Consider the following 26,407-nt stretch of genomic DNA (forward strand, 5'->3'; position numbering starts at 1 on the left):
CACGAGGGCTCGGATCCATAAGGATCCGGGCCCTCGTCGCGTGTCGGCATGACGGAGGCCACCGAAGGGCGGTACGGAAGGGGCGAGTTGAGGCGGGACGTGTTTGACTTGTCTCTCTGTGGGCATGTCGACAAAACGCTGAGGTGACCTCACGGGCTGCGGTATACCGGGTGTGCGCGGGTTGCGGGTGGTGCGACGATGGTATTTATGGGGGACAGGGCAACTCTGTTGGAGACAGGGCGGTTTGTGCAGCGGCACGCCAGAAATGCCGCGGACGAGATCATCGAGGCCGTGCCGGCCGTCGATGCGGTCGTCGTCGACAGCACCTCCCGAGCCGGGGCCGTCCCGGACGCCGGACCCGACACCGACACCGAGACCGAGGCCGAGACCGAGGGCCGGCACCGCAGGGCCGCCGAGCGCGGTGACACCGACGCCATGAGCGCCCTCGGCGCCCTCCTGCTCCGCCGCGGCGACCTCGACGGCGCCGAGCCCTTCCTGCGCGCCGCCACCGCCGAGGGCGACCGCGCCGCCGCCAACAACCTCGGCGTCCTCCTCCACCAGCGGGGCTACCCCGACGAGGCCGCCGGCTGGTGGCGGGTCGCCGCCGTCGCCGGCTCCGCGCCGGCCGCCCACGCCCTGGGCCGCCACCACCGCGAGCGCGGCGACGAGCCCGCCGCCGAGTACTGGCTCCGCCAGGCCGCCGAACAGGGCCACGCCCTCGGCGCCTACGCCCTCGCCGACCTCCTGGAGCACCGCAGCGACGTCGGCGCCGAGCGCTGGCTGCGCGCCGCCGCCGAACAGGGCCACCGCGAGGCCGCGTACCGCCTCGCCCTCGCCCTGGAGCGGCGCGCCACCGAGGCCCTCCGCGGCCCGCACGCCTACGGCCCCCCCGCCGCCGCGGGCCGCGCCGGCCACGCGTACGACACGGCCGGCCGGCTCCGCGCGGCCGACCCCGCACGCGGGGGCGAGGACCGGCCGGCAGCCCCCGCCCCGCCCAGGACCGGGGAGACCGGCGGCGCCGGGCCCCTCGCCGAGGCCGAGCAGTGGTTCCGGCAGGCGGCCGCCCGGGGGCACCGGCGGGCCGCGCTGCACCTCGGAGCCATCCTGGAACAGCGCGGCGAGCTGAAGGAGGCCGGCCGCTGGTACCTCAGCTCGGCCAAGGAGGGCGAGGCCAAGGCCGCCTGCGCCCTCGGCTTCCTGCTGCGCGACGCCGGCGACGAGGAGAGCGCCGCCGTCTGGTGGCTGCGCGCCGCCCAGGACGGCGACGGCAACGCCGCCAACGCCCTCGGCGCCCTGCACGCCGCCCGTGGCGAGCAGCAGACCGCCGAGCGCTGGTACCGCGCCGCCATGGACGCCGGGGACGTCAACGGCGCCTACAACCTCGGCCTGCTCTGCGCCGCCCAGGACCGCCTCCCGCAGGCCGAGCAGTGGTACCGCCGCGCCGCCTACGCCGGTCACCGCGAGGCCGCCAACGCGCTCGCCGTGCTGCTCCTCCAGGCCGGGGACGCCGGCGGCGCCGAGCCGTGGTTCTCCAAGGCCGCCGAGGCCGGCTCCGTGGACGCCGCCTTCAACCTCGGCATCATCCACGCCGGCCGCGACGAGGACCGCTCCGCGCTCGCCTGGTACGAGCGGGCCGCCGCCGCCGGGCACACCGAGGCCGCCCTCCAGGTCGGCATCGCCGCCCTGCGCGACGGCGACGAGCAGACCGCCGAGCGGCACCTGCGCTGCGCGGCCGGCGGCGGCAGCGCCGAGGCCGCCTTCCGGCTCGCCACCCTCCTCGACGCCCGCCGCCCCGAGCCCGGTCCGGTGGTCCTCGGCGCGCCCGTGGACCAGAAGACCGAGTGCGAGGAGTGGTACGAGCGGGCCGCCCAGCAGGGCCACCGGCGCGCCCAGGTCCGGGTCGGCATGCTCGCCGCCGGCCGGGGCGACCTCACCGGGGCCGCCCGCTGGTACCGGGAGGCCGCCGAGGCAGGCAGCCGCAACGGCGCCTTCAACCTCGGCCTGCTCCTCGCCCGCGAGGGCAGCGAGCGCGAGGCCGCCCTCTGGTGGACCCGGGCCGCCCGGGCCGGGCACGGCCGCGCCGCGCTCCGCCTCGCGCTGCTCGCCGCCCGCCGGGGCGAGCTGTCCGAGGGCCGCAAGTGGTGCGCCCGCGCCGTGGAGCTCGGACCGGCCGAGGTCGCCGAGCGGGCGGCGCGGCTCAGCGAGGCGCTCCACCAGGAGCTGACGGCGTAATGCGATTTGCTCCTGTCGCACGCGTCCCGTAAGGTTGTGTTTACCGACGCGGGGTGGAGCAGCTCGGTAGCTCGCTGGGCTCATAACCCAGAGGTCGCAGGTTCAAATCCTGTCCCCGCTACTCAGTAGCACGAAGGCCCGGACCACATGGTCCGGGCCTTCGGCGTTTCCGTGGGCGGACGCACGGACGCACGGATGCGGACGCTCAAATGCGCGGACGCGAAGAAGGGGCGCCCCGGGTGGGGCGCCCCTTCTCCGGTGGACGGTCAGGCCGCCGCGCAGTTCGGGCAGAGGCCGCGGTAGGTGACCTCGACGTCCGAGACCGTGAAGCCGAAGCGCTCCGCGTCCGGCAGGTCCCTCAGCGGATCGCCCGCCGGGTGGACGTCCCGGATCGCGCCGCAGCCGGCGCAGACCAGGTGCTGGTGCGGTCGGTGGGCGTTGGGGTCGTACCGCTTGGCGCGGCCGTCGGTGGCGACCTCGATGACCTCGCCGAGCGTCACCATCTCGCCCAGCGTGTTGTAGACGGTGGCACGGGAGATCTCGGGCAGGCGCTCGACGGCGCGGGCGTGCACCTCGTCGGCGGTGAGGTGCACGTGGTCGCCGTCGAGGACCTCGGCGACGACACGGCGCTGCGCGGTCATCCGCCAGCCGCGTCCGCGCAGTCGTTCCAACAGGTCGCTCATGAGGGCCAGGGTAACAGCGGGGGACAAATCAGTCGGCCACGCTGTGGGCCGGGAGCCAGCAGCGGATGATGTCGCGGACCGAGACCATGCCGACCGGCCCCAGGTCGTCGAGGACCACGAGATGGCGGAAGCCGCCGCGGGTCATCGCCCCGGCCGCCTCCTGGAGGGTCCAGCCGGGGGCGGCGAAGACCACATCGTGGGTGGTGTGGGAACCGGCCGGCTCCCGGTCGGGGTCCTCGCCCCGGCCGATCGAGTTGAGGATGTCGCGCTCGGTGAGGATGCCGAGCCCGGCGTCGCCGTCCAGGACGACGGCCGCGCCGACCCGGCGGGCCGACATCAGCCGGGCGGCCTGCCGGAGGGTGTGGGCGGGACCGATGGTGAGGACCACCGTGCTCATGGCGTCACGGACGAGCATGAAGGGAACCACCTCCTCGGCGAACCGCCCGGAAAGGCGGTTCACAAATGCACAAGTGGAGGCTCCAGAGTTGCACCGGGAGAGGGGTCCGACAAGGGGGCGCGCAAGCATCCCCCGGGGCGGGCGGAGGCGCGTTCAGGCGCCGGGCGTCCCCGCGGACCCCAGCCGGCCCAGCAGTTCCCCGTGCAGCAGGCCGTTGGAGGCCGCCGCGTTCCCGCTGTGCGGGCCCGGCTGCCCGTCGAGGCCGGTGTACGAACCGCCGGCCTCCTGCACCACGATCGCCACGGCCGCCATGTCCCAGAGCGACAGCTCCGGCTCCGCGCACAGGTCCACCGTGCCCTCGGCCACCATCATGTACGGCCAGAAGTCGCCGTACGCCCGGGTCCGCCAGCACGCGCGCGTGAGGTCCAGGAAGGCGTCCAGCTTCCCGCGCTCCTCCCAGCCGCTCAGCGAGGAGTACGCGAACGAGGCGTCGGCGAGCGAGGCCACCCGCGACACCCCGATCCGGGTCCCCGACTCCGGTCCGGTGCCCGTGAAGGCGCCCAGGCCCTTCGCCGCCCACCAGCGGCGGCCGAGCGCGGGCGCCGACACCACGCCCACCACCGGCTGGAAGCCGGACTCGCCCTCCTCCATCAGCGCGATCAGGGTCGCCCACACCGGCACCCCGCGCACGTAGTTCTTGGTGCCGTCGATCGGGTCGATCACCCAGCGGCGCGGACCGGTGCCCTCGACGCCGTACTCCTCGCCCAGGATCGCGTCCCCGGGCCGCTCGTCCTGGAGCCCGGCGCGGATCAGCGCCTCGGCGTCCCGGTCCGCCTCGCTCACCGGGGTCATGTCGGGCTTGGTCTCGACCTTGAGGTCGAGGGCCCGGAAGCGGGCCATGGTGGCCGCGTCGGCGGCATCCGCGAGGGCATGGGCAAGACGCAGGTCATCGTGGTAATCGGCCATGCCCGGCACTCTAGCGCCGCCCGGACGCCACCCGTCGAACCGTCTCGTGCGGCCGTGCGGACCCCCGGTCCCTTGACAGCGCCCGTACGGCTTGCCGACGCTGGGGGGCCACCGTCCCGGTCCGGAGGCGCCCATGCCGACCGCCCGCGAGGCCCTCCTCGACGCCGCTCTCGCCGCCCTGGCGCGGCACCCCTGGTCCGCCGTCCGGATGGCCGACCTCGCCGTCGCCGCCCGGGTCTCCCGACAGACCCTCTACAACGAGTTCGGCAGCAAGGAGGGGCTGGCCCGCGCCCTCGTCCGGCACGAGGCCGACGCCTACCTCGACGGCGTACGCCGCCTCCTCGCCGTTCCCGGACCGCCCGCCTCCGGGCAGCCGGGCCGGGGCCCGGACGCCCCCGGACCGTCCGCACGGACCCTCGCGGCCGTCGCCGAGTGGACCGTCGCCCGGGCCGGCGACCGGCCGATACTCCGCGCGCTGCTCACCGGCGCCTGGACCGAGGGCCTGCCCCGGCCCCGGCCCGCCCGGCCGGGCGCCCGCCCCGCCCCCGTACCGGCGCAGCGCAGGGCCGACGCCGGGCCGCCGGCGCCGGGGGAGCTGCTCGCCACGGCGGCGCTGTGCGCGGGGGAGCGGCGGGCGGCCGGCTGCGAGCTGGCCCTGCGGCTCGCCGTCAGCCACGTGGTGGCCCCGGCCCTGCCGCCGGAGGGTCAGTGGGCGGAGCCGGACAGCTGGAGGCCGATGACCCCCGCGATGACCAGCGTGATCGAGACGATCTTGAGCGTGGAGACCACGTCACCGAGGAAGACCATGCCGTAGATGGCGGTGCCGGCCGCCCCGATCCCCGTCCACACCGCGTACGCGGGCCCCACGTCGAGCTTCCGCAGGGCGAGGGTCAGCAGCCCGAAGCTGCCGAGGGCGAAGCAGGCGAAGGCGATCGTCGGCCAGAGCCGGGTGAAGCCGTGGGAGAGCTTCAGGCAGACCGCGAACCCCGTCTCCAGGACCCCGGCGACCACCACCAGCAGCCACGCCATCGCTCCCGCCTCCCACCCGGTCGGATTCCTCGCACTTGTGCGGTTATGTCCATACCGGGCTGGGGGCGGGCGTAAACACCGGCGGGAGGCCGTCAGTCGCCCTCGTGGCGCTCCCGGGTGGCGAGCAGCCGCCGCAGCGAGAAGAGCCGCGCCGGATCCGCGTGTCCGTCCGCCACCCAGGCGTCCAGGGCGCACTCCGCCTCGTCGTGGCTGCACGCGCGCGGACAGCCCTCCGTCCCCGGCACCAGGTCGGGGAAGGCCAGGATGACCCGGGACGGGTCGACGTGGTGCAGCCCGAAGGAGCGCACGCCCGGGGTGTCGATGACCCAGCCGTCCACCACGTCCAGCGGCAGCGCGAGCGCCGAGGTGGTGGTGTGTCGGCCGCGGCCGGTCACCGCGTTCACATGCCCGGTGATCCGCCGCTTCTCCTCCGGCACCAGCGCGTTCACCAGCGTCGTCTTGCCGACGCCGGAATGGCCGACGAAGGCGGTGACCCGCCCGTCCAGGTGCTCCCGCACCCGGTCGGCCGCGCCGCCGTCGTACAGCTCCTCGCGGTTCACCACCACGTGCGGGATGTCCAGATCGCCGTAGAGCTCCAGGAGCGACGACGGCGGGGCCAGGTCCGACTTCGTCATCACCAGGAAGGGCTCCAGGCCGCCGTCGTACGCGGCCACCAGGCAGCGGTCGATCAGCCGGGGGCGCGGCTCGGGATCGGCGAGCGCGGTGACGATCGCCAGCTGGTCGGCGTTGGCGACGACCACCCGCTCGTACGGGTCGTCGTCGTCGGCCGTGCGGCGCAGCACCGAGTCCCGCTCCCCGATCCGCACGATCCGGGCCAGGGTGTCCTTCTCGCCGGACAGGTCGCCCACCAGGGAGACCCGGTCGCCGACGACCGCCGCCTTGCGGCCCAGCTCGCGGGCCTTCATCGCCATCACGGTCCGGTCCTCGACCAGACAGGTCAGACGGCCGCGGTCCACGGTGAGGACCATGCCCTCGACGGCGTCCTCGTGCTTGGGACGGATGGAGGTCCGGGGCCGGGTGCCCTTGCGGTTGGGCCGCTGGCGGATGTCGTCCTCGTCGGTGTGCTTCCCGTAGCGCCGCATGGTTCAGGCTCCGAGCATTTCGGTCCACATCCCCGGGAAGTCCGGCAAGGTCTTGGCCGTCGTCGCCACGTCCTCGATCTCCACGCCCTTCACGGCGAGGCCGATGATCGCGCCCGCGGTCGCCATCCGGTGGTCGTGGTACGTGTGGAAGACGCCGCCGCGCAGCGGGCGCGGGCGGATGTGGAGGCCGTCCCCGGTCTCCGTGACGTCGCCGCCGAGGCCGTTGATCTCCCGGGTGAGCGCCGCGAGGCGGTCGGTCTCGTGGAGCCGCAGGTGCGCCACCCCGCGCAGGGTCGAGGGGGAGTCGGCGAGGGCGGCGACGGCCGCGATGCCGGGGGTCAGCTCGCCGACCTCGCCCAGGTCCACGTCGATGCCGTGGATCCGGCCCGTGCCGGTGAAGGTGAGGCCGGCGTCGGTGAGTTCGCAGGCGCCGCCCATCTCGGTGAAGATCCGGCGCAGTTCGTCGCCGGGCTGGGTGGTGCGGGCCGGCCAGTCCGGGACGGTCACCCGGCCGCCGGTGATCAGCGCCGCCGCCAGGAACGGCTGCGCGTTCGACAGGTCCGGTTCGATGACCAGGTCACGGCCGCGCAGCGCCGACGGGGCCACCCGCCAGACGTCCGGCTCGCCGCCGTGTTCCGGCTCGTCGACCTTCGCGCCCACCGCGCGGAGCATGTCGACGGTCATCCGGATGTGCGGCATCGACGGCAGCCGGCCGCCGACGTGCCGGACCTCGACGCCCTGGTTGAAGCGGGCGCCGGAGAGCAGCAGGGCGCTGACGAACTGGGAGGACGAGGAGGCGTCGATCTCCACGACCCCGCCCTCCAGGCCGCCGGTGCCGTGCACGGTCATCGGGAGGGCGCCGCGGCCCTCGTCGTCGATCCGGGCGCCGAGCGCGCGCAGCGCGTCGATCACCCCGTGCAGCGGGCGCTCGTGGGAGCGGGGGTCGCCGTCGAAGCGGACGGCGCCGTCGGCGAGCGCGGCGACCGGCGGCAGGAAGCGCATGACCGTGCCGGCGTTGCCGACGTCGACCGTCGCGGGGCCGCGCAGCGGGGCGGGGATGATCCGCCAGGCCTCGCCGCTGCCGTCCGGGCCCACGCCTTCGTCGATCTTCACGCCCAGGGTGCGCAGCCCCTCGGCCATCAGGAGGGTGTCGCGGGAGCGCAGCGGGCGGCGCACCCAGCCGGGCTCGGCGGCGAGCGCGGCGAGCACCAGGGCGCGGTTGGTGACCGACTTCGAGCCGGGCACGGTCACGGTCGCGTCGACGGGGCCGCTCGCGTACGGAGCGGGCCACAGGTCCTGGGCTGCGGGGTGCGACGGATCGGGGTGCGCGGGGGAAGCTGCGGTCATGCCCTCACTGTACGGGGGTGTCAGAGACCGAGAAGCCAGGTGGCGCCGCCGATCAGGCAGCTGAGCGACACGACGTGGAAGAAGGCCAGCCACACCCCGGCGGGCACATGGGTGAGCCGGGAGAGCTGGTCGGCGTCCGAGTCGGGGGCACCGCCGCGCCGGCGCGCGGACTGGAGCTCGAAGGGGGGCCGCACCCCGCCCAGGAGCAGGAACCACACCACCGCGTACGCGAAGGCCGCCTGGACCTCCGGCGCGGCCAGCCAGGACACCAGGACGAAGAGCCCGCCCGTGAGGACGACGCTGAGGACCCCGTACGCGTTGCGGACCATGACGAGGACCGCGAGGAGCAGCGCGGTCGCCGCCCACAGCAGCACGGCGACCAGGCCCGCGCCGAGCAGCGCCGCCCCGCCGAGGCCGAGCAGCGGGGCCGCCGTGTAGCCGGCGGCCAGGGTGAGGACGACGCCGAGGCCGGTCGGGCGGCCCCGGGTGACGGTGAGGCCGCTGGTGTCCGAGTGCAGCCGGATCGCCCGCAGCCGGCGGCGGCAGGCGAGCGCCACCAGGGCGTGGCCGCCCTCGTGGGCGATGGTGATCGCGTTCCGCGCGAGCAGCCAGATCCGGCGGGGCACGGTGACGGCGAGCGCGGCGACGCCGGTGGCGATCACCAGCCACTCGGGCGGGGCGGCCTGCGGGCTGAAGAGGTCCATCCTTCGGTCCGCTCCTCTCGGGCTCGGGGATCGTGGCAGTGTGGCACGCATGTGCGGACGTTTTGCGGCCGGCCGGCGGCCCGAGGAGCTCGTCGAGACCTTCGGGATCGAGAAGTGGGAGCCGGCGGAGACCCTGGAACAGGACTGGAACGTGGCCCCCACCAAGGAGGTCCACGTCGTTCTCGAACGCCCCCTGAAGGACGCGGAGAGCCGGCGCCCGGTTCGCCAGCTCCGTGCCCTGAAGTGGGGACTGGTCCCGTCCTGGTCGACGTCGCCGGAGGGCGCGGCCCGGATGATCAACGCCAGGGCCGAGACCCTGCACGAGAAGCCCTCCTTCAAGCACGCCTTCCGGTCCCGCCGCTGCATCCTGCCCGCCGACGGCTACTACGAGTGGGTGACCGGCGCCGCCGAGCGCGACCTGGAGGTCGAGGGGAAGAGGAAGCGGCCCCGCAAGCAGCCGTACTTCGTGACCCCCGCCGACGGCTCCGTCATGGCCATGGCGGGCCTGTACGAGTTCTGGCGCGACCCGGCGCTGCCGCCCGAGCACCCGCGCGCCTGGTGGGCCACCTGCTCGGTGATCACCACCGAGGCGGAGACCGCGCCGCTCGGCGTGGCGCCCGCCGAGGGCCCCGGCTCGCTCGCCGAGATCCACCCCCGGATGCCGCTGATGCTCACCGAGGACCGCTGGGACGCCTGGCTGGACCCGGCCACCACCGGCCTCGACGAGCTGCGCGCCCTGCTCGCCCCGCCGCCGTGGGGCCTGATGCGGGCCTTCCCGGTCGCCACCGCCGTCAGCAACGTCCGCAACAACGGCCCCGAACTGCTCGCCGAGCTCGCGGGACCGGAGCTCGGCACGCTGTTCTGAGGCACGGTTCTGAGGCAGGGTTCTGAGGCACGCGCTCCGCACGGCCCCCGGAGCGGCCCCGGGCGGCAGGATGGGGACGTGACGAAGATCGAGACCGTGCCCACCGACGCCGGTGAGGCCCGCATCACCTGGCACCCCGCCCGCGAGGCCCGCCGCGTCCTCGCCCTCGGCCACGGCGCCGGCGGCGGCATCGAGGCCCGCGACCTCGCCGCCCTCGCCGCCGCCCTGCCCGCCCACGGCGTCACCGTCGCCCTGGTCGAGCAGCCCTGGCGGGTCGCGGGCAAGAAGGTCGCGCCCGCCCCGAAGACCCTCGACACCGGCTGGCGCGGCCTCTGGCCGGCCCTCGCGAAGCCCGGCCTCCCGGTGGTCGCCGGCGGCCGCAGCGCCGGCGCCCGGGTCGCCTGCCGCACCGGCGCCGAACTCGGCGCCGCCGCCGTCCTCGCCCTGAGCTTCCCGCTCCACCCGCCGGGCAGGCCGGAGAGCTCCCGGGCCGCGGAACTCCTCTCCACCGGCCTCCCCACCCTCGTCGTCCAGGGCGGCAACGACCCCTTCGGCAAGCCCGCCGAGTTCCCGCCCGCAGGCCCGTACGAACTCGTCGAGATCCCGTACGGCGACCACGGCTTCGCCGTCCCCAAGCGCGCCCCGATCGACCAGGAGGAGGCCGTCCGACGGATCGTCGGAGCCGTCGCCGACTGGCTCGCCGCACCGCGCTGAACCCCACCGCGGACCCGGGAATGCCGGGGGCCGGGGCGCTGTTGTGGAGAGCGTCGGTGTGAGAAGCGAGAGAGGGAGTCCGTCGCATGGGTACGACCATCTGCCCGGAGCGGGCCAGGTCCGCGGAGCTCGACTGGACCGTGCTGCCCGCCCCCAAGGCCGCCCCCGTTCGGGCGGCGGGCGGAGCCGTTCCTCGTCTATCCTCCGAAACGAGCGGGTCCGGCACCGGCCCCGTCACCGCGCTGGAGGAGGTGGGTCCGGTCACTGGGACCGACACAGGGACCGACGACGGCCCCGAGGAGACGACCGAGGAGCGCAACGCGCGCTTCGAGCGGGACGCCCTCGGCTACCTCGACCAGATGTACTCCGCCGCGCTGCGGATGACGCGCAACCCCGCGGACGCCGAGGACCTCGTGCAGGAGACCTACGCGAAGGCGTACGGCTCCTTCCACCAGTTCCGCGAGGGCACCAACCTCAAGGCGTGGCTGTACCGCATCCTCACCAACACCTTCATCAACTCGTACCGCAAGAAGCAGCGCGAGCCCCAGCGCAGCGCCGCCGAGGAGATCGAGGACTGGCAGCTCGCCCGCGCCGAGTCGCACATGTCGACCGGACTGCGCTCCGCCGAGTCGCAGGCCCTCGACCACCTCCCCGACTCGGACGTGAAGGCCGCGCTCCAGGCGATCCCCGAGGAGTTCCGCATCGCGGTCTACCTCGCCGACGTCGAGGGCTTTGCCTACAAGGAGATCGCCGACATCATGGGGACCCCCATCGGTACGGTGATGTCCCGCCTGCACCGGGGCCGCCGCCAGCTCCGCGGCATGCTCGAGGACTACGCCCGCGAGCGCGGCCTCGTCCCCGCCGGCGCCGGAGAGTCGTCCAAGGATCTGAAAGGCGCGGACTCATGAGCTGCGGAGACCCGCACGAGACGGACTGCTCGGAAGTCCTGGACCATCTCTACGAGTTCCTCGACCGGGAGATGCCCGACGGTGAGTGCACCAAGTTCGAGGTGCACTTCGAGGAGTGCTCCCCGTGCCTGGAGAAGTACGGCCTGGAGCAGGCGGTGAAGAAGCTCGTCAAGCGCTGCTGCGGCAGCGACGAGGTCCCCACCGACCTGCGCGCCAAGGTCATGGGCCGGATCGACCTGATCCGCGCCGGGCACCTGGTGCCCGACCAGGACGCGGTCGCGCCCGAGGCGCAGACGCCGCAGACCCCGGCCGTCCAGGAGTGACCGGACGCGTGTGCGGGCCTTCCGCCGCGCATCCGTCAGCTTGTATCACCCGATGGTAGGAATCGACGGCGGCCCGCCTTGAGCGGCCGCCGTCCTCGCTAGCGTGCACCGGGTGACGGTCGTGAAGCCCCTCCCGCGAACGGCCCGCGCGTACATCGTCTGCGCCGCCCTCGGCGCCGGAGCGTGCGCCCTGCCCGCCCTCCTCCCCCCGTCGCCCACCCCCTGGGCGACCGCCGGTCTCCTCGCCGCCCTGTACGCGCTCTGCGAGCTGCCCGCCCGCCGCCGCCTCCTCGGCCGCTCCGCCGGCGGCTCCGTCCCGGTGGGCACCGGCCCCTTCTCCCCGGTGCTCCTCGCCGCCGCCCTGCTGCTGCCGCCGGCCGCCGCCGCGCTCACCGCCCTCCCCGGCGGCCTCCTCGCCCGCGTCGACGAGCCCCCCGCCCGCTGGCGCCGCACCTGGCGCACCGCCGCCACCGCCCTCGCCGTCTGGGCCGCCGCCCGCACCGCCGCCGCCCTCGGCGCCCCCGCCGCCGCGTTACCCCACGCGCTGCTCCCCGCCCTCGGCGCCGCCCTCGCCTTCTGCCTCGTCCTCGCCGCCCTCGACGGCTCCATCCGCGCCACCGCCGACGGCCTCCCGCCCCGCGCCGCCTGGCGCGGTCTCCTCGCCCGCGCCCTCGCCCCGCACCTCGTCCACGGCCTCGCCGGACTCATGATGGCCGTCCTCTGGCGCAGCCCCCACGGCCCCGCCGCCGCCCTCCTCGTCCTGCTGCCCATGTACCTCTCCTGCTGGGTCTTCGCCCAGTACCACCACGAGCGCGCCGCCCACCAGGCCACCATCCGCGCCCTCGTCCAGGCCGTCGACATCAAGGACAGCTACACCCGGGGCCACAGCGAACGCGTCGGCCACGCCTCCGTCCTGATCGCCCGTGAGCTCGGCATGGACGGCGACCGGCTCGACACCGTCCGCTTCGCCGGCATCCTCCACGACGTCGGCAAGCTCGGCGTCCCCACCCGCGTCCTGCGCAAGGACGGCCCGCTCACCCCCGAGGAACGCCGGGTCATCGAACTCCACCCCGAGTACGGCCACGAGATGGTCCGCGGCATCGGCTTCCTCGGCGAGGCCCGCGCCGCCGTCCTCCACCACCACGAGCGGATCGACGGCACCGGCTACCCCTACGGGCTGCGCGGCGAGGAGATCCCCGAGTGCGCCCGCGTCGTCGCCGTCGCCGACGCCTTCGACGCCATGACCTCCACCCGCTCCTACAGCCGCGCCCGGCCCGTCGCCACCGCCCTCGCCGAACTGGAGCGGTGCGCCGGCAGCCACTTCGACCCCCGGATGGTCGCCGCCCTCGCCCGCGCGCTCGACCGCTGGGGCTGGCGGACCGCCGTCACCGCCGACGAGGCCGGTACGCCGGTCCCCGAGCCCCGCACCCCGGGACCGCTCGCGCCCCAGCCGAAGGAGCCCGCATGAGACCGGGCGCCGCCACCGTCGGCGCCGTCCGCGCCGCCGCCCTCCTCCTCGGCGCGGCCGGTCTCGCCGCCACCCTCTGGCACGGCCTCGCCGAACCCGGCAACGCCCTCGCCTTCGGCACCCTCATCGCCCTCGGCGAGCTGGCCCGCCGCGGCGCGGGGCATCCCGAAGCGCTCCGGGGGAGCGAACCCGCTCCGGTCGCCGCGGCCGCCGCCCTCGCCTACGCCCTGCTCGGCGCCGACGCCGGCGCCCCCACCACCCACGGCGTCCTCCAGACCACCGCCGTCGTCTGCGCCGGCGGCCTCGCCGGGATCGTGCCCCACGTCGCCCGCGGCCGGGCCCGGGGCGACGACCGGGGCCCCGACCCCGACCACCTCGCCCGCCGGGTACTCACCGTCGGCTTCGCCGCCCTCTGCTTCCAGCCGCTCTACAACGCCGGCGCCCTCACCGGCCCCCTCGGCACCGGCGCCCCCTACGTCCTCTTCCTCCTCCTCGTCCTCGTCCTCACCGGTCTCTGCGACGCCGTCCTCGCCGCCCTGCTGCTGCGCGCCCGCACCTCCTACCCGTACGGCCCCCTCCTCCGCGACGAACTGCGCGCCCTCCTCGGCATCGGCTCCGCCGTCTGCGCCACCGGCGTCGTCATGGCCCTCGGCGTCGCCGCCGCCGGACTCTGGGCGCTGCCCGTCCTCGCCGTGCCGCTGCTCCTCACCCAGGTCTCGTACCGCCGGTACGCGGCCGTCCGCACCGTCAACCGGCAGACCATCGCCTCCCTCGCCCGGGCGACCGAGATCGCCGGCTGCACCCCGCCGGGGCACGCCCGCCGGGTCGCCGCCCTCGCCACCGCCGTCGGCCGCGAGCTGGGCCTCGGCGGCTCCGAGCTGACCGTCCTGGAGTACGCCGCCCTCATGCACGACATCGGCCAGCTCTCCCTCGTCGACCCCGTCCCCGGCGGCGCCACCGCCCCGCTGCCCGCCGAGGACCAGCGCCGGATCGCCCTGCTCGGCGGCGAGGTGGTCCGGATGACCGGCGTCCCCGCGGCCGTCGCCCAGGTGGTCGAGCGGCAGGCCGACCCGTATCGCGAACAGCCGCTCCCGGCCCGGATCGTCCGGACCGTGAACGCCTACGACGACCTCGCGGGCGAGGGCGCGGGCGCCGCCCTGGAGGCCCTGGAGACGCTCAGGCTGGGCACCGCACGCGACCACCACCCCGAGGTCGTGGCCGGCCTGGCCCGGGTCCTCGCCCGCGACGGACTGCCTGGGGTGACCTCGGTCCCCACGGGGTAACCGATGGGTAATGAGCGCGCGTCCGACCCGGCATGGTTGGATGCGAACAAGAGGGTGAAGCGACCGGCAGGCGGGAATCGTGAGGATCTTCGGGAAGGTACGGCATCGGCCCTCCGCCTCGTGGCGGCAGGCCACCGACCGCGCGTTCACGCTGATCGGCGACGGCCGGTACGAGGACGCGGGCGCGCTGCTCACCCGGGCGGCCGATCTGGAGCCCTGGCTCTCCGAGTCCTGGTTCAACCTGGCGCTGCTGCACAAGTTCCGCCACGACTGGGAGCAGGCCCGCGCCGCCGGACTGCGGGCCGTGGCCCTGCTCGACAAGGAGACCGGCGCCCCCGACTGGTGGAACGTCGGCATCGCCGCCACCGCCCTCCAGGACTGGCCGCTGGCCCGCCGCGCCTGGCAGGCGTACGGCCTGAAGGTGCCCGGCGCCTCCTCCGCCACCGGTGAGCCCGCCGGCATGGAGCTCGGCAGCGCCGCCGTCCGCCTCTCGCCCGAGGGCGAGGCCGAGGTCGTCTGGGGCCGCCGGCTCGACCCGGCCCGCATCGAGGTCCTCTCCATCCCGCTGCCGTCCTCCGGCCGCCGCTGGGGCGAGGTCGTCCTCCACGACGGCGTCCCCAACGGCGAGCGGACCACCACGGCCGGCCCCTCCTACCCCGTCTTCGACGAGATCGAGCTGTGGGCGCCGTCCCCCGTCCCCACCTGGGTCGTCCTCCTGGAGGCCGCCACCGAGGCCGACCGGGACGCCCTGGAGCAGCTCGCCGCCGAGGCCGGCTTCGCCGCCGAGGACTGGTCCTCGTCGGTACGGCTCCTGTGCCGCGCCTGCTCCGAGTCGACCATGCCCAGCGCCGAGGGCGAGGGCGACCACGTCGACCCGCACGACCACAGCGAGCCCGGCCACCCCGGACCGCTCGGCCACCGCACGCCCGGCGAGCTGTGGGTGCCCGAGCGCGAGTGCGGCATCGCCGCCCCGGCCGACCTCGTCCGCGGCCTCCTCGACGGCTGGGTCGCCGACAGCCCCGACAGCCGGGAATGGCGCGATCTCGAAGAGGTCTGCTGAGCCTTCCGCCCCGGCCCCGTAGGCTGTCCCCGACGGAATCGGGTTTTCAGGAAGGCGCGGCGGCACATGGCGCAGCAGGAGACGGGCGAGCAGATCTTCACGGGCTACGCCCTGGACGACGACGGCTACATCGTGGACACCGAGGACTGCGAGGCGCGTGAGCTCGCCCACCGCGAGCGGGGCACCTCCCGTCCCATCACGGTCGTCGGCAACCCGGTGCTGCACCACGAGTGCGCGGACGTCACCGACTTCGGCCCCGAACTGGCCGCCCTGGTCGACGACATGTTCGCCAGCCAGAAGACCGCCGAGGGCGTCGGCCTCGCCGCCAACCAGATCGGCGTCGGCCTCAAGGTCTTCGTCTACGACTGCCCCGACGACGAGGGCGTCCGCCACACCGGCCACGTGGTCAACCCGGTGCTCCAGGAGCTGCCGGCCGACCGCCGCCACCTCGACGACTCCAACGAGGGCTGCCTCTCGGTCCCCACCGCCTACGCGGAGCTGGCCCGCCCCGACTTCGCCGAGGTCCACGGCCAGGACCTGCACGGCAACCCGATCAAGGTCCGCGGCACCGGCTACTTCGCCCGCTGCCTCCAGCACGAGACGGACCACCTCTACGGCTTCCTCTACATCGACAAGCTCTCCAAGCGCGACCGCAAGGACGCGCTGCGCCAGATGGAAGAGGGCACCCCGCGCTACCCGGTCGTCGCCAACGACTGACGCGCCCCGTACGCACGGCGAAGGGCCCCGCACTCGTGGAGTGCGGGGCCCTCTCGCGCGTCCGGACGGACTAGAAGTCCTCGTCCAGGTCGACCGAGCCCTCGACCGCCACCTGGTAGGCGGAGGGGCGGCGCTCGAAGAAGTTGGTGAGCTCCTGGACGCCCTGGAGCTCCATGAAGGCGAAGGGGTTCTCGGAGCCGTAGACCGGCGGGAAGCCGAGGCGGACCAGGCGCTGGTCGGCGACGCACTGGAGGTACTCGCGCATGGACGCCGTGTTCATGCCGGGCAGGCCGTCGCCGCACAGGTCGCGGCCGAACTGGAGCTCCGCCTCGACGGCCTCCTTCAGCATGTCGGTGACCTGCTGCTGAAGGGCGTCGTCGAAGAGCTCCGGCTCCTCCTTGCGGACCGTGTCCACGACCTCGAAGGCGAAGTTCATGTGCATGGTCTCGTCGCGGAACACCCAGTTGGTGCCGGTCGCCAGGCCGTGCAGCAGGCCGCGCGAGCGGAACCAGTAGACGTACGCGAAGGCGCCGTAGAAGAACAGGCCCTCGATGCAGGCGGCGAAGCAGATCAGGTTGAGCAGGAAGCGGCGGCGGTCGGCGGCCGTCTCCAACCGCTCGATCTTCTCGACCGAGTCCATCCAGCGGAAGCAGAACTGCGCCTTCTCGCGGATGGAGGGGATGTTCTCGACGGCCGCGAAGGCCGCCGCGCGGTCGTCCGGGTCGGGCAGGTAGGTGTCCAGGAGGGTCAGGTAGAACTGGACGTGCACGGCCTCCTCGAAGAGCTGGCGCGAGAGGTAGAGCCGCGCCTCGGGGGAGTTGATGTGCTTGTACAGCGTCAGGACCAGGTTGTTCGCCACGATCGAGTCGCCCGTCGCGAAGAACGCGACGAGTCGGCCGATCATGTGCTGCTCGCCCGGGGTGAGCTTGGCGAGGTCGGCGACGTCCGAGTGGAGGTCGACCTCCTCGACGGTCCAGGTGTTCTTGATGGCGTCCCGGTAGCGCTCGTAGAAGTCCGGGTAGCGCATCGGACGGAGGGTCAGCTCGAATCCCGGGTCGAGGAGGTTCTTCTGATCGTCGGAGCTCATCACTGGCAGGCCTCGCAGGACTCGGGGTTTTCCAGGGAGCAGGCGACCGCGTCGGGGTCGGCGACCTGCTGGACGGGGACGGTGGCGGCGGTGGCGGACGCCTGGGCGGCGCGGGCGATCCGGGTGGCCGGGCGGGAACGCAGGTAGTACGTCGTCTTCAGGCCCTGCTTCCAGGCGTACGCGTACATCGACGACAGCTTGCCGATGGTCGGCGTCTCCATGAAGAGGTTCAGCGACTGCGACTGGTCCAGGAACGGGGTCCTGGCCGCCGCCATGTCGATGAGGCCGCGCTGCGGGATCTCCCAGGCCGTGCGGTACAGCTCGCGCACCTCGGCCGGGACCCAGCCGAAGCCTGCCACCGAGCCGTTGGCCTCGCGCAGCGCCTCGCGGGTCTGCGCGTCCCACACGCCGAGCGCCTTCAGCTCGTCGACGAGGTACGAGTTGACCTGGAGGAACTCGCCGGAGAGCGTCTCGCGCTTGAAGAGGTTGGAGACCTGCGGCTCGATGCACTCGTAGACGCCGGCGATCGAGGCGATGGTCGCCGTCGGGGCGATGGCGAGGAGGAGGGAGTTGCGCATGCCGACCGCGGCGATCCGCTCGCGCAGGGCCGCCCAGCGCTCCGGCCAGTTGAGCTCGACGTCGTAGTGGTCGGGGTGGAGGACGCCCCGGGCGGTACGGGTCTTCTCCCAGGCCGGCAGCGGACCGTTGCGCTCGGCGAGGTCGGCGGAGGCCTCGTACGCGGCGAGCATGATGCGCTCGGCGATCCGGGTGGAGAGCGCGCGGGCCTCGGCGGAGTCGAAGGGCAGCCGCAGCTTGAAGAAGACGTCCTGGAGGCCCATCGCGCCCAGGCCCACCGGGCGCCACTTGGCGTTGGAGTTCCCGGCCTGCTCGGTCGGGTAGAAGTTGATGTCGACGACCCGGTCGAGGAAGGTGACGGCGGTCCGGACGGTCTCGTCCAGGCGCTCCCAGTCGATGTCCCCGTCGGCGACGAACGCGCCGAGGTTGACCGAGCCGAGGTTGCAGACGGCCGTCTCGCCGTCGTTCGTGACCTCGATGATCTCGGTGCAGAGGTTGGAGGAGTGGACGACGGCGCCGGGCTCGGCGGTCTGGTTGGCCGTACGGTTCGAGGCGTCCTTGAAGGTCATCCAGCCGTTGCCGGTCTGCGCCAGGGTCCGCATCATCCGGCCGTACAGGTCGCGGGCCGGGATCGTGCGGCGGGCCAGGCCCTTCGCCTCGGCGGCGCGGTAGGCGGCGTCGAACTCCTCGCCCCACAGGTCGACGAGCCCGGGGACGTCGGCGGGGGAGAAGAGCGACCACTCGGCGTCGGCGTTCACCCGGCGCATGAACTCGTCCGGGATCCAGTGGGCGAGGTTCAGGTTGTGGGTGCGCCGGGCGTCCTCGCCGGTGTTGTCGCGGAGCTCCAGGAACTCCTCGATGTCCGCGTGCCAGGTCTCCAGGTAGACGGCGGCGGCGCCCTTGCGGCGGCCGCCCTGGTTCACCGCCGCCACGGAGGCGTCGAGCGTCTTCAGGAACGGCACGATGCCGTTGGAGTGCCCGTTGGTGCCCCGGATCAGCGAACCGCGCGAGCGGATCCGGGAGTAGGACAGGCCGATGCCGCCGGCGTGCTTCGACAGGCGCGCGACCTGGTGGTAGCGGTCGTAGATCGAGTCCAGCTCGTCCTGCGGGGAGTCGAGCAGGTAGCAGGAGGACATCTGGGGGTGGCGGGTGCCGGAGTTGAAGAGCGTGGGGGAGGAGGGCAGGTAGTCGAGCCGGCTCATCAGGCCGTACAGCGCCGCCACCTCGTCCAGCGCGCGGACCGAGTCGTCCTCGGCGAGGCCGGCCGCCACCCGGAGCATGAAGTGCTGCGGGGTCTCGATGACCTTGCGGGTGATCGGGTGGCGCAGCAGGTAGCGCGAGTAGAGGGTCCGCAGGCCGAAGTAGCCGAAGCGGTCGTCGGCGGCCGGGTCGACCAGCGCGTCCAGGCGCTCCGCGTGCAGGGCGGTGAAGGCGGCGGTGCGGTCGGCGATCAGGCCCTCGCGGTGGCCGGTGGCGACCGAGGCCGAGAAGGAGACGGCGCCCTGGGAGACGGCCTCCTCGGCGATGGTGAGGGTGAGCAGGCGGGCGGCGAGCCGGGAGTAGGCGGGGTCCTCGGAGATGAGTCCGGCCGCGGCCTCGGTGGCCAGTTCGCGCAGCTCCGCCTCGTCCGAGCCGGCGTGCCGGCCGCGCAGCGCGGCGGCGGCGACCCGGCCGGGGTCGGTGTCGGTGAGGTCGGCGGTGAGGTCGGTCAGGGTCCGCAGCAGTACGGTCCCGGGGCCGTCGCCGTCGGTCGCGGCGGCCTCGGCAACTGACGGACCCGCAGGCGCGATGGTCACGTGGGGGCTCTCCCTCGCTCGGCCCGGGGCCATGGCGGGGGAGGGGGGCGGGCAGGCTTCCGTACGCGCGGAAGCGCCCGCGTCCACCGGCCCATTCCGCGAGGCCCGGACGTCGTCGGCACCCGGAACGGACGGACCGGGCGCACCGTCGGCAGGTCTTCGGACTCCCTCCGTGCGAAAGCGCACGAAGCACACCGTTGCGGGACAGTTCCGGATTCGCACCGGATTCCCCTGCGGCGACAGCGAGCACGAGCATACATGTGGGGGGCGCCGATCTCGGCACCCCCCACATGTTGTGTCCTCTCGCTGAGATGTCCGGGCTCAGACGTCCAGGGAGAACGCCCACAGGGGCGACAGGTCCGGCACCGGGGTCCAGTCCCGCTCGGGGATCCGGACGAAGCCCAGGCGGCGGTAGATCCGGTGCGCGGTCGTCATCCCGTCCTGGGTGGACAGCACCAGCCGGACGCAGCCGTCGAGGGCCCGCGCCCGGTCGACGCAGGCCCGGACGAGCGCCTCTCCGACGCCCCGGCCGCGGGCCGCGCGCGCCACCGCGAGGAGCCGGAACTCGGCCTCGTCGGGGCCGGCGATGTCCGCCCACTCCCCGCCGCCGGCCGTGAAGGTGACCGCGCCGAGCAGCGTCCCGTCGTCGCCCACGGCGACCAGCACCTCGGCCTCGGCGGCCCGCCGGGCGACGTCCCGCATCACCGGCAGGTAGTCGTCGTCCTCCCCGAAGGTGAGGTGTCCGTCGTCGAGGTAGGCGCGGGCCGTGAGCTCGCCGACCTCCTCGTGCTCTTCCGGCCGTACGGCCCTGATCGTGAAGTCCATCCCCGCAGTGTGCCGCGCTCAGCCGCCGGCGCCCACCGAGTTGTCGGGCGCCCCGTCGCCGGCCGGCGGCAGGTCGCCGCGCTCCACGGGCCCGTCCGGTCCGGTGGACTTCGGCAGGACGGCGTCGAGTTCGGCGTCGTCGGCCCGGTGGGCCTCGGCGGCGGCCCGCTTCAGCAGGTCGCGGGGGACGGCGAGCGGGGCGGCGACCTCGACGCGCAGCCCGTTCTCGTTGCGCAGGTAGGCGTGCCGGTCGCCGGTGCGGCGGTACCAGCCGTCGCCCTCGGCCTCGCAGCCGTCGCCGTCCGGGGGTCCGGCCACGCACTCCTCGGCGCGGAACGGCCGCCGTTCGGCGCTGAGCGTGAGGCTGCCGCCGTCCTTGTCCACGTACACGATCCGGAAGCCGTCGTCGCCGACGACGCCGGCGGACTGGAGCGCCGGCGCGTAACCCTCGGCCTCGGTGACGTAGACGTGTTCGACGCGGGTCTGGGCGTACCGGGCGCGGGCCTCCAGGGCCGCGCGGTCGGGGGCCGGCGGGTCGGCGGCCGTCACGGTGCCGCAGCCGGCGAGCGCGGCCAGGCCGACGGCGAGCAGGAGCAGCTGCGGGGGAGTGGTCCGCGGTCGCATGGGGCCCTTCGGTGGTGGGGACGCGGCAGGCCGCCCGGCCTGGGAGGCGGGCGGCCTGCGGGGTGGTGCGGGACGGCTCAGTGGCCGACGCCGACCTTCGGGAGGGGGCGGACGCCGGTGTCGCCGGCGTCGGCCGTGTAGTCCGACGGCGAGGTCTCGTCGACGCCCTCGGGGGCCTTGACGGCCTTGAGCACGAAGGTGAGGACGACCGTGACCACGACGTTGAGCACGAAGGCGGTGAGGCCGATGTAGCCGATCTCGCCGATGCCGGGGATCTCGGCGGAGGAGCCGCCGAAGTGCTTCTGCTTCGGCGTCGACACGTTGTACGCGGCGATCGTGCCGTACAGCATGCCGACGGCCCAGCCGGCGAGCAGCGCCCAGCGGTGGAACCAGCGGGTGAAGAGGCCGCCGACCAGGGCGGGGAAGGTCTGGAGGATCCAGATGCCGCCGAGGAGCTGGAAGTTGATGGCGACCGTCTTGTCCATGGTGAGGACGAAGGCGAGGGCGCCGACCTTCACCAGGAGGGACACCAGCTTGGAGACCTTGGTCTCCTGCTCGGGGGTGGCCTCGGGCTTGATGAAGTCCTTGTAGATGTTCCGGGTGAAGAGGTTGGCCGCGGCGATCGACATGATCGCGGCCGGCACGAGCGCGCCGATGCCGATGGCGGCGAAGGCCACGCCCGCGAACCAGGCGGGGAACATGTCCTCGAAGAGCTGCGGGATGGCGAGCTGGCCGTTCTGGACCTTGATCCCGGCGGCGATCGCCATGAAGCCGAGCAGCGCGAGCAGGCCCAGCATCAGCGAGTAGAGCGGCAGGATCGTGGTGTTGCGGCGGATGACCTCGCGGCTCTTGGACGACAGGGTCGCCGTGATGGAGTGCGGGTACATGAAGAGCGCGAGCGCGGAGCCGAGGGCGAGCGTCGCGTACGTCCACTGTCCGGCCTCGCCGGGCACGAGCCCGCCGGCCTTGGCGGTGGTGAACTTCTCGTCGGCGGAGGCGAAGATCTCGCCGAAGCCGCCCAGCTTGATCGGGATGTAGATGATCGCCACCGCGATGACGATGTAGATCAGGGTGTCCTTGACGAAGGCGATGAGCGCCGGGGCGCGCAGACCCGAGGAGTAGGTGTACGCGGCGAGCACGCCGAAGGCGATGAGCAGCGGCAGGTCCTTGATGAACCAGTGGGTGTCCTCGCCGCCGCCGACGCCCATCACGTCCAGGACGGCCTGGATGCCGACGAGCTGGAGCGCGATGTACGGCATCGTGGCGAGGATGCCGGTGACCGCCACCGCGAGCGAGAGGCCCTTGGAGCCGAAGCGGCCGCGGACGAAGTCGGAGGTGGTGACGTAGCCGTGCTTGTGCGACACCGACCAGAGGCGCGGCAGGAAGGTGAAGATCAGCGGGTAGACCAGGATGGTGTAGGGGACGGCGAAGAACCCGGCCGCGCCCGCCGCGTAGATGGCCGCCGGGACGGCGACGAAGGTGTACGCGGTGTAGAGGTCCCCGCCGAGCAGGAACCAGGTCACCCAGGTGCCGAAGGAGCGGCCCCCCAGGCCCCATTCGTCGAGGCTGTTCTCGTTCTCCGCCTTCCGCCACTTGGCGGCGAGGAAGCCCATGACCGTGACGGCCAGGAAGAAGAACACGAACACGCAGAGCGCGACGACGTTGACGTCCTTCATCGCTCCTCACCACCCTCACGGCCGCGGCGGGCGCGCTGGTCGCGCTGCCAGAGCTTGTACGCGACGACGGTGAGCGCGGTCGAGAGCAGCACCCACAGCATCTGGTACCAGTAGAAGAACGGGATGCCGGCGAGAAGGGGATCGACCTTCGCGTAGGAACCGACCCAGAGCATCGCCACGAACGGGGCGAACAGGCAGAGCGCGATGACGACCCTGACCGGTGTGACGACCGGTTGTTTCCCGGTTCCGGTTTCTGACATGGTGAAGAAGTCCCCTCGCTGATCACCGGCTGATGCCGTGGAAATCTAGGGGACCGTCCAGCCCTTGGGAACCCTGGTCCGAATAACGGACTTGTATCGGGAAGGACATTCGAGCGAAACCCGATGTCCTCCGGGTTCTGGCCGAAAGAGACGTACCCCGACACATCACACGGATGTGCCGGGGTACCGGTTCAGATCGATTTTCGGCCGTCGGGCCGTTCGGTCGTGCGCGCCCTTCGGCCGTTCGCCGTTCAGCCGTTCGGTCGCTGGAGCCTGGCGACGAACTTGTAGCGGTCGCCGCGGTAGACCGAGCGCACCCACTCCACCGGCTCGCCCTGGGCGTCCAGCGAGTGGCGGGAGAGCATCAGCATCGGCAGGCCGACGTCGGTGCCGAGCAGGCCCGCCTCGCGCGGGGTGGCGAGGGAGGTCTCGATGGTCTCCTCGGCCTCGGCGAGGTGCACGTCGTAGACCTCGGCGAGCGCGGTGTAGAGCGAGGTGTACTTGACCAGCGAACGGCGCAGCGCGGGAAAGCGCTTGGCCGAGAGGTGGGTGGTCTCGATCGCCATCGGCTCGCCGTTCGCGAGGCGGAGGCGCTCGATCCGCAGCACCCGGCCGCCGGCCGCGATGTCGAGCAGCCCGGCGAGGGTGTCGTCGGCGGTGACGTATCCGATGTCGAGGAGCTGCGAGGTGGGTTCGAGGCCCTGGGCGCGCATGTCCTCGGTGTACGAGGTGAGCTGGAGGGACTGGGAGACCTTGGGCTTCGCCACGAAGGTGCCCTTGCCCTGGATGCGCTCCAGGCGGCCCTCGACGACCAGTTCCTGGAGGGCCTGGCGCACGGTGGTGCGCGAGGTGTCGAACTCGGCCGCGAGCGTCCGCTCGGGCGGCACCGGGGTGCCGGGCGGCAGGGTCTCCGTCATGTCGAGGAGGTGCCTTTTCAGCCGGTAGTACTTGGGCACGCGCGCGGTGCGGGTCGCCGCCCCGCCCTCTGTCTCCGTGCTGCCCGCCTCCGTGGCCATGGCCTGCCTTCCCGACTGTGCTGCTGCCGTCACCGGCTCCTCCGTCTGTCGCGGCTCACATGGTGGCACGGACCGGTCACGGGTCGTCGGCCTCCCTCAGGTGTCGGTCCGATAACGGACGCGACTGCCCTTCTTATACACCCTTGACACCCCTAAAGGTCTAGGCCAAGCTCCGGGTACTGGTCTAAACCATTAAAGACCAGGTCCCAGCCCCACGAGCACTACCTGACGTATGTCTTCGCGCGGTGGGCAGGGGTTGCAGGCATCCCTGAGGAGGGTGGCGTGAAGCGCAAGCTCATCGCGGCGATCGGCGTCGCGGGCATGATGGTCTCTATTGCCGCGTGTGGTGGTTCCGACAGCGGCGACAAGAAGGACAAGGCCGAGGGCGGCGACAAGTCGCTCACCGTCTGGGTCATGGACGGTTCCGCTCCCAAGGAGTGGATCGACGGCGTCAACAAGGAGTTCGAGGCCGCCCACCCCGGCGTCAAGGTCAACGTCGAGGTCCAGCAGTGGACCGACATCCAGACCAAGGTCACCACGGCCCTCTCCGAGGACACCCCGCCGGACGTCCTGGAGCTCGGCAACACCCAGACCACGGGCTACGCCGTCACCGGCGGCCTCGCCGACCTCACGGGCGACAAGGACAAGCTCGGGTACAACAACTGGAGCAAGGGCATGCTGCCCTCGGCCGAGCTGGACGGCAAGCTCTACGCCGCTCCGTGGTGGGCCGCCAGCCGCGTCGTGATCTACGACAAGGCCGCCTTCAAGAAGGCCGGCGTCACCCCGCCGAAGACCCGCACCGAGTGGATCGACGGCCTGAAGAAGCTCAAGGCCGCCGACGCCAAGTCGCAGCCCATCTACCTCCCGGGCCAGAGCTGGTACGTCCTCGCCGGCTTCCTGTGGGACGAGGGCGGCGAGCTCGCGGTCAAGGACGGCGACAAGTGGAAGGGTGGCCTCGCCACCCCGCAGGCCGCCGCCGCCATGAACTTCTACAAGGAGCTGCAGTCCTTCTCGACCGCTCCGAAGGACAAGGACGAGGCCACCCCGCAGCAGTCCGTCGACATCGTCCCCAAGGGCGGCGTCTCCTCCTGGATCGGTCTCGGCTGGGAGGCCGGCGGCGCGATCGCCGCCATCGAGAAGGCCGGCAAGAAGGCCGACTTCGGCTACTTCCCGATCCCGGGCAAGACGGCCGACAAGCCGGGCTCCGTCTTCTTCGGCGGCTCGAACCTCGCCGTCGCCGAGCGCTCCAAGAACCAGGAGCTCGCGAAGGAGTGGCTGGCCTTCGTCACGAACAAGAAGCAGCTCCAGTCGTACGGCACCGCCAACAAGGGCGGCATCATCCCCGTCGACACCTCCGCGCAGGTCACCCCCGAGGCCGGCTCCTTCGCCGAGGCCATGGTGAAGGTCGCCGAGGTCGGTCGCATCACCCCGATCACCGGCGGCTGGGCGAACGTCGAGACCGAGCCCAACCCGATCAAGGGCTACATGACCAAGGTCCTGAAGGGCGAGGACCCGCAGAAGGCCGGCGAAGAGGCCGACAAGGTCATCGCCGAGCGCATCAACCAGCAGTGATCCCACCCCCGGTGGCGTGGCCGGTTCCCCCCGGCCGCGCCACCCGGGCGTTGCAGTGATTTGCGGCCCGCTCCCCCGGGCCGCGCCCCGGTGGGCGCGGGAGCCCCAGAACCGCGAGGAAGAAGACCATGACCGTGGACTCCCAGGGGACGGCGACCGCCGGTTCCCAGGACGCGCCCGGGAGGGCGGCAGGGAAGTCGCAGACTCCGCCACCCCCTTCCGGCGCGAAGGAAGCCCTTCAGCCCTCGCGCGGCAGACGTTCGCTGCCCGGTGGGCTACTGCCGTACCTGCTCGTCACGCCCGCCCTGCTGTCCATGGCGGTGCTGCTGCTCTACCCCCTGATCAGCAACCTGATCCTCTCCTTCCAGTCGGTCAACCGGCGTGAACTGATCCGCCGCGAGACCCCCTGGGTCGGCTTCGACAACTACACGGAGCTGCTGGGGAACTCCGAGTTCTGGACCGTCGTCCTCCGCTCGGTCGCCTTCACCGCCGCCAACGTGGCGCTGATCATGGCGATCGGCACCGGCATCGGCCTGCTGCTCAACCGCCTCGGCAAGAAGATGCGCCTGGTGCTCTCGCTCGCGCTCGCCTTCGCCTGGGCCATGCCGATCGTCGCCTCCGTGACGGTCTTCCGCTGGCTGTTCGACGAGCAGTTCGGCGTCGCCAACTGGCTGATGCGCACGCTCGGCTTCTCCGGCTACGACCAGCACAACTGGTTCGAGACCGGCTTCTCCACCTTCGTGATCATCACGGCCCTCGTCGTCTGGGGCTCCGTCCCCTTCGTCGCCCTCAACATGTACGCCGGCCTCACCACCGTGGGCACCGAGCTCTACGAGGCGGCCCGCATGGACGGCGCGAGCGGCTGGCGGACCTTCTGGTCCGTGGTCTTCCCGAACCTGAAGCCGTTCTTCATGATCACCACCTTTCTGGAGGTGATCTGGGTCTTCAAGGCGTTCACCCAGGTCTACGCCATGAACCAGGGCGGCCCCGACCGCGCCACCGAGACCCTTCCCGTCTTCGCCTACATCGAAGGCATGAGCCAGCAGCACTACGGCGTCGCGGCGGCCATCTCGATCCTCACCATCGTGATGCTCCTCGTGGCCATGTCCTTCTACTTCCGCCTGATCCTGAAGCAGGAGGACGAGAGTTGAGCACCACCGCACAGACCCCCAAGGC

At 73.0% G+C, this 26,407-nt stretch carries 26 protein-coding genes, 1 tRNA gene and 1 riboswitch; of the genes, 13 read left to right on the forward strand and 14 right to left on the reverse strand.

What is annotated here, in order from left to right; translation table 11 throughout:
• Window positions 1-198: 198 nt before the first annotated feature.
• Both IE245_RS11065 and IE245_RS11070 read left to right on the forward strand, forming a co-directional pair.
• Window positions 199-2,232 carry a tetratricopeptide repeat protein gene (locus IE245_RS11065; RefSeq protein WP_189946614.1) on the forward strand — a complete coding sequence of 678 codons (2,034 nt, stop codon included), beginning with the start codon at window positions 199-201 and terminating at the stop codon, window positions 2,230-2,232.
• A gap of 47 nt (window positions 2,233-2,279) precedes the next feature.
• A tRNA-Met gene (locus IE245_RS11070) sits at window positions 2,280-2,353 on the forward strand.
• Between the two features lie 145 nt (window positions 2,354-2,498).
• On the opposite strand, the gene IE245_RS11075 is transcribed toward IE245_RS11070, so the two are convergent.
• The 3 genes from IE245_RS11075 to hisN form a co-directional block, all read right to left on the reverse strand.
• Window positions 2,499-2,915, reverse strand: a complete 417-nt coding sequence (locus IE245_RS11075; RefSeq protein ID WP_189946615.1) for a Fur family transcriptional regulator — start codon at window positions 2,913-2,915, stop codon at window positions 2,499-2,501.
• A 28-nt stretch (window positions 2,916-2,943) separates the two neighbouring features.
• Window positions 2,944-3,330 carry a CBS domain-containing protein gene (locus IE245_RS11080; RefSeq protein ID WP_189946616.1) on the reverse strand — a complete coding sequence of 129 codons (387 nt, stop codon included), beginning with the start codon at window positions 3,328-3,330 and terminating at the stop codon, window positions 2,944-2,946.
• A 135-nt stretch (window positions 3,331-3,465) separates the two neighbouring features.
• Complete coding sequence (gene hisN / locus IE245_RS11085; RefSeq protein WP_189946617.1) at window positions 3,466-4,278, reverse strand: histidinol-phosphatase; 813 nt, start codon at window positions 4,276-4,278, stop codon at window positions 3,466-3,468.
• Between the two features lie 133 nt (window positions 4,279-4,411).
• Between hisN and IE245_RS11090 the strand changes: the two genes are divergently transcribed.
• On the forward strand, window positions 4,412-5,092 hold the full coding sequence (locus IE245_RS11090) for a TetR/AcrR family transcriptional regulator (RefSeq protein WP_189946618.1): 681 nt from the start codon (window positions 4,412-4,414) through the stop codon (window positions 5,090-5,092).
• On the opposite strand, the gene IE245_RS11095 is transcribed toward IE245_RS11090, so the two are convergent.
• The 4 genes from IE245_RS11095 to IE245_RS11110 form a co-directional block, all read right to left on the reverse strand.
• Complete coding sequence (locus tag IE245_RS11095) at window positions 4,984-5,307, reverse strand: DMT family transporter (protein WP_189946619.1); 324 nt, start codon at window positions 5,305-5,307, stop codon at window positions 4,984-4,986. The two genes, IE245_RS11090 and IE245_RS11095, sit on opposite strands and share 109 nt — an antisense overlap.
• A 92-nt stretch (window positions 5,308-5,399) precedes the next feature.
• Window positions 5,400-6,410: a ribosome small subunit-dependent GTPase A gene (rsgA, locus tag IE245_RS11100; RefSeq protein WP_189946620.1), complete on the reverse strand. Its 1,011-nt coding sequence runs from the start codon at window positions 6,408-6,410 to the stop codon at window positions 5,400-5,402.
• 3 nt (window positions 6,411-6,413) lie between these two features.
• Window positions 6,414-7,757, reverse strand: coding sequence for a 3-phosphoshikimate 1-carboxyvinyltransferase (aroA, locus tag IE245_RS11105; protein ID WP_189946621.1), 1,344 nt, complete (start codon window positions 7,755-7,757; stop codon window positions 6,414-6,416).
• A 20-nt stretch (window positions 7,758-7,777) separates the two neighbouring features.
• Window positions 7,778-8,461, reverse strand: coding sequence for a M50 family metallopeptidase (locus IE245_RS11110; protein ID WP_189946622.1), 684 nt, complete (start codon window positions 8,459-8,461; stop codon window positions 7,778-7,780).
• A gap of 49 nt (window positions 8,462-8,510) precedes the next feature.
• On the opposite strand from IE245_RS11110, the gene IE245_RS11115 reads away from it, so the two are divergent.
• The 8 genes from IE245_RS11115 to def all read left to right on the forward strand — a co-directional run bounded on the left by IE245_RS11115 (window position 8,511) and on the right by def (window position 15,799).
• A complete protein-coding gene (locus IE245_RS11115) occupies window positions 8,511-9,326 on the forward strand; it encodes an SOS response-associated peptidase (protein WP_189946623.1) in 816 nt (271 codons plus the stop codon).
• Window positions 9,327-9,404: 78 nt separating this feature from the next.
• Window positions 9,405-10,040, forward strand: coding sequence for an alpha/beta hydrolase family protein (locus tag IE245_RS11120; RefSeq protein ID WP_189946624.1), 636 nt, complete (start codon window positions 9,405-9,407; stop codon window positions 10,038-10,040).
• Window positions 10,041-10,291: 251 nt separating this feature from the next.
• Window positions 10,292-10,948 (forward strand): sigma-70 family RNA polymerase sigma factor, encoded by a 657-nt coding sequence (locus tag IE245_RS11125; RefSeq protein ID WP_189946678.1) that lies wholly within the window; start codon window positions 10,292-10,294, stop codon window positions 10,946-10,948.
• Entirely contained in the window at window positions 10,945-11,271 is a 327-nt protein-coding gene (gene rsrA / locus IE245_RS11130) for a mycothiol system anti-sigma-R factor (RefSeq protein WP_189946625.1), read from the forward strand. Before IE245_RS11125 ends, rsrA begins: the two co-directional genes overlap by 4 nt.
• A gap of 121 nt (window positions 11,272-11,392) precedes the next feature.
• Window positions 11,393-12,739 carry an HD-GYP domain-containing protein gene (locus IE245_RS11135; RefSeq protein ID WP_189946679.1) on the forward strand — a complete coding sequence of 449 codons (1,347 nt, stop codon included), beginning with the start codon at window positions 11,393-11,395 and terminating at the stop codon, window positions 12,737-12,739.
• Window positions 12,736-14,022 (forward strand): HD-GYP domain-containing protein, encoded by a 1,287-nt coding sequence (locus IE245_RS11140; RefSeq protein WP_189946626.1) that lies wholly within the window; start codon window positions 12,736-12,738, stop codon window positions 14,020-14,022. Before IE245_RS11135 ends, IE245_RS11140 begins: the two co-directional genes overlap by 4 nt.
• A gap of 79 nt (window positions 14,023-14,101) precedes the next feature.
• Window positions 14,102-15,082: a tetratricopeptide repeat protein gene (locus IE245_RS11145; protein ID WP_189946627.1), complete on the forward strand. Its 981-nt coding sequence runs from the start codon at window positions 14,102-14,104 to the stop codon at window positions 15,080-15,082.
• Between the two features lie 66 nt (window positions 15,083-15,148).
• Window positions 15,149-15,799, forward strand: coding sequence for a peptide deformylase (gene def / locus IE245_RS11150; RefSeq protein ID WP_189946628.1), 651 nt, complete (start codon window positions 15,149-15,151; stop codon window positions 15,797-15,799).
• 70 nt (window positions 15,800-15,869) lie between these two features.
• Here def and IE245_RS11155 read toward each other — a convergent pair whose 3' ends face one another.
• From IE245_RS11155 to IE245_RS11185, 7 genes are all read right to left on the reverse strand, one after another.
• Window positions 15,870-16,886 (reverse strand): ribonucleotide-diphosphate reductase subunit beta, encoded by a 1,017-nt coding sequence (locus IE245_RS11155; protein WP_189946629.1) that lies wholly within the window; start codon window positions 16,884-16,886, stop codon window positions 15,870-15,872.
• A complete protein-coding gene (locus tag IE245_RS11160) occupies window positions 16,886-19,258 on the reverse strand; it encodes a ribonucleoside-diphosphate reductase subunit alpha (RefSeq protein ID WP_189946630.1) in 2,373 nt (790 codons plus the stop codon). Before IE245_RS11160 ends, IE245_RS11155 begins: the two co-directional genes overlap by 1 nt.
• Window positions 19,259-19,391: 133 nt before the next feature.
• A riboswitch (cobalamin riboswitch) is annotated at window positions 19,392-19,514 on the reverse strand.
• A gap of 65 nt (window positions 19,515-19,579) precedes the next feature.
• The gene (locus tag IE245_RS11165; protein WP_189946631.1) at window positions 19,580-20,083 is read right to left on the reverse strand and encodes a GNAT family N-acetyltransferase; all 504 of its coding nucleotides are present in this window, start codon (window positions 20,081-20,083) and stop codon (window positions 19,580-19,582) included.
• An 18-nt stretch (window positions 20,084-20,101) separates the two neighbouring features.
• On the reverse strand, window positions 20,102-20,707 hold the full coding sequence (locus tag IE245_RS11170) for a hypothetical protein (RefSeq protein WP_189946632.1): 606 nt from the start codon (window positions 20,705-20,707) through the stop codon (window positions 20,102-20,104).
• A 77-nt stretch (window positions 20,708-20,784) separates the two neighbouring features.
• Complete coding sequence (gene mctP, locus IE245_RS11175; protein ID WP_189946633.1) at window positions 20,785-22,383, reverse strand: monocarboxylate uptake permease MctP; 1,599 nt, start codon at window positions 22,381-22,383, stop codon at window positions 20,785-20,787.
• On the reverse strand, window positions 22,380-22,643 hold the full coding sequence (locus tag IE245_RS11180; protein ID WP_189946634.1) for a DUF3311 domain-containing protein: 264 nt from the start codon (window positions 22,641-22,643) through the stop codon (window positions 22,380-22,382). Before IE245_RS11180 ends, mctP begins: the two co-directional genes overlap by 4 nt.
• A 251-nt stretch (window positions 22,644-22,894) precedes the next feature.
• Entirely contained in the window at window positions 22,895-23,659 is a 765-nt protein-coding gene (locus tag IE245_RS11185) for a GntR family transcriptional regulator (RefSeq protein ID WP_189946680.1), read from the reverse strand.
• Window positions 23,660-23,941: 282 nt separating this feature from the next.
• Here IE245_RS11185 and IE245_RS11190 point away from each other — a divergent pair, with 282 nt between their 5' ends.
• Both IE245_RS11190 and IE245_RS11195 read left to right on the forward strand, forming a co-directional pair.
• Window positions 23,942-25,231, forward strand: a complete 1,290-nt coding sequence (locus tag IE245_RS11190) for an extracellular solute-binding protein (protein ID WP_189946635.1) — start codon at window positions 23,942-23,944, stop codon at window positions 25,229-25,231.
• Window positions 25,232-25,359: 128 nt separating this feature from the next.
• Window positions 25,360-26,382: a carbohydrate ABC transporter permease gene (locus IE245_RS11195; RefSeq protein WP_189946636.1), complete on the forward strand. Its 1,023-nt coding sequence runs from the start codon at window positions 25,360-25,362 to the stop codon at window positions 26,380-26,382.
• The last annotated feature ends 25 nt before the right edge of the window (window positions 26,383-26,407 follow it).

Source organism: Streptomyces roseolus (genome assembly GCF_014649855.1).
Classification (GTDB): domain Bacteria; phylum Actinomycetota; class Actinomycetes; order Streptomycetales; family Streptomycetaceae; genus Streptomyces; species Streptomyces roseolus.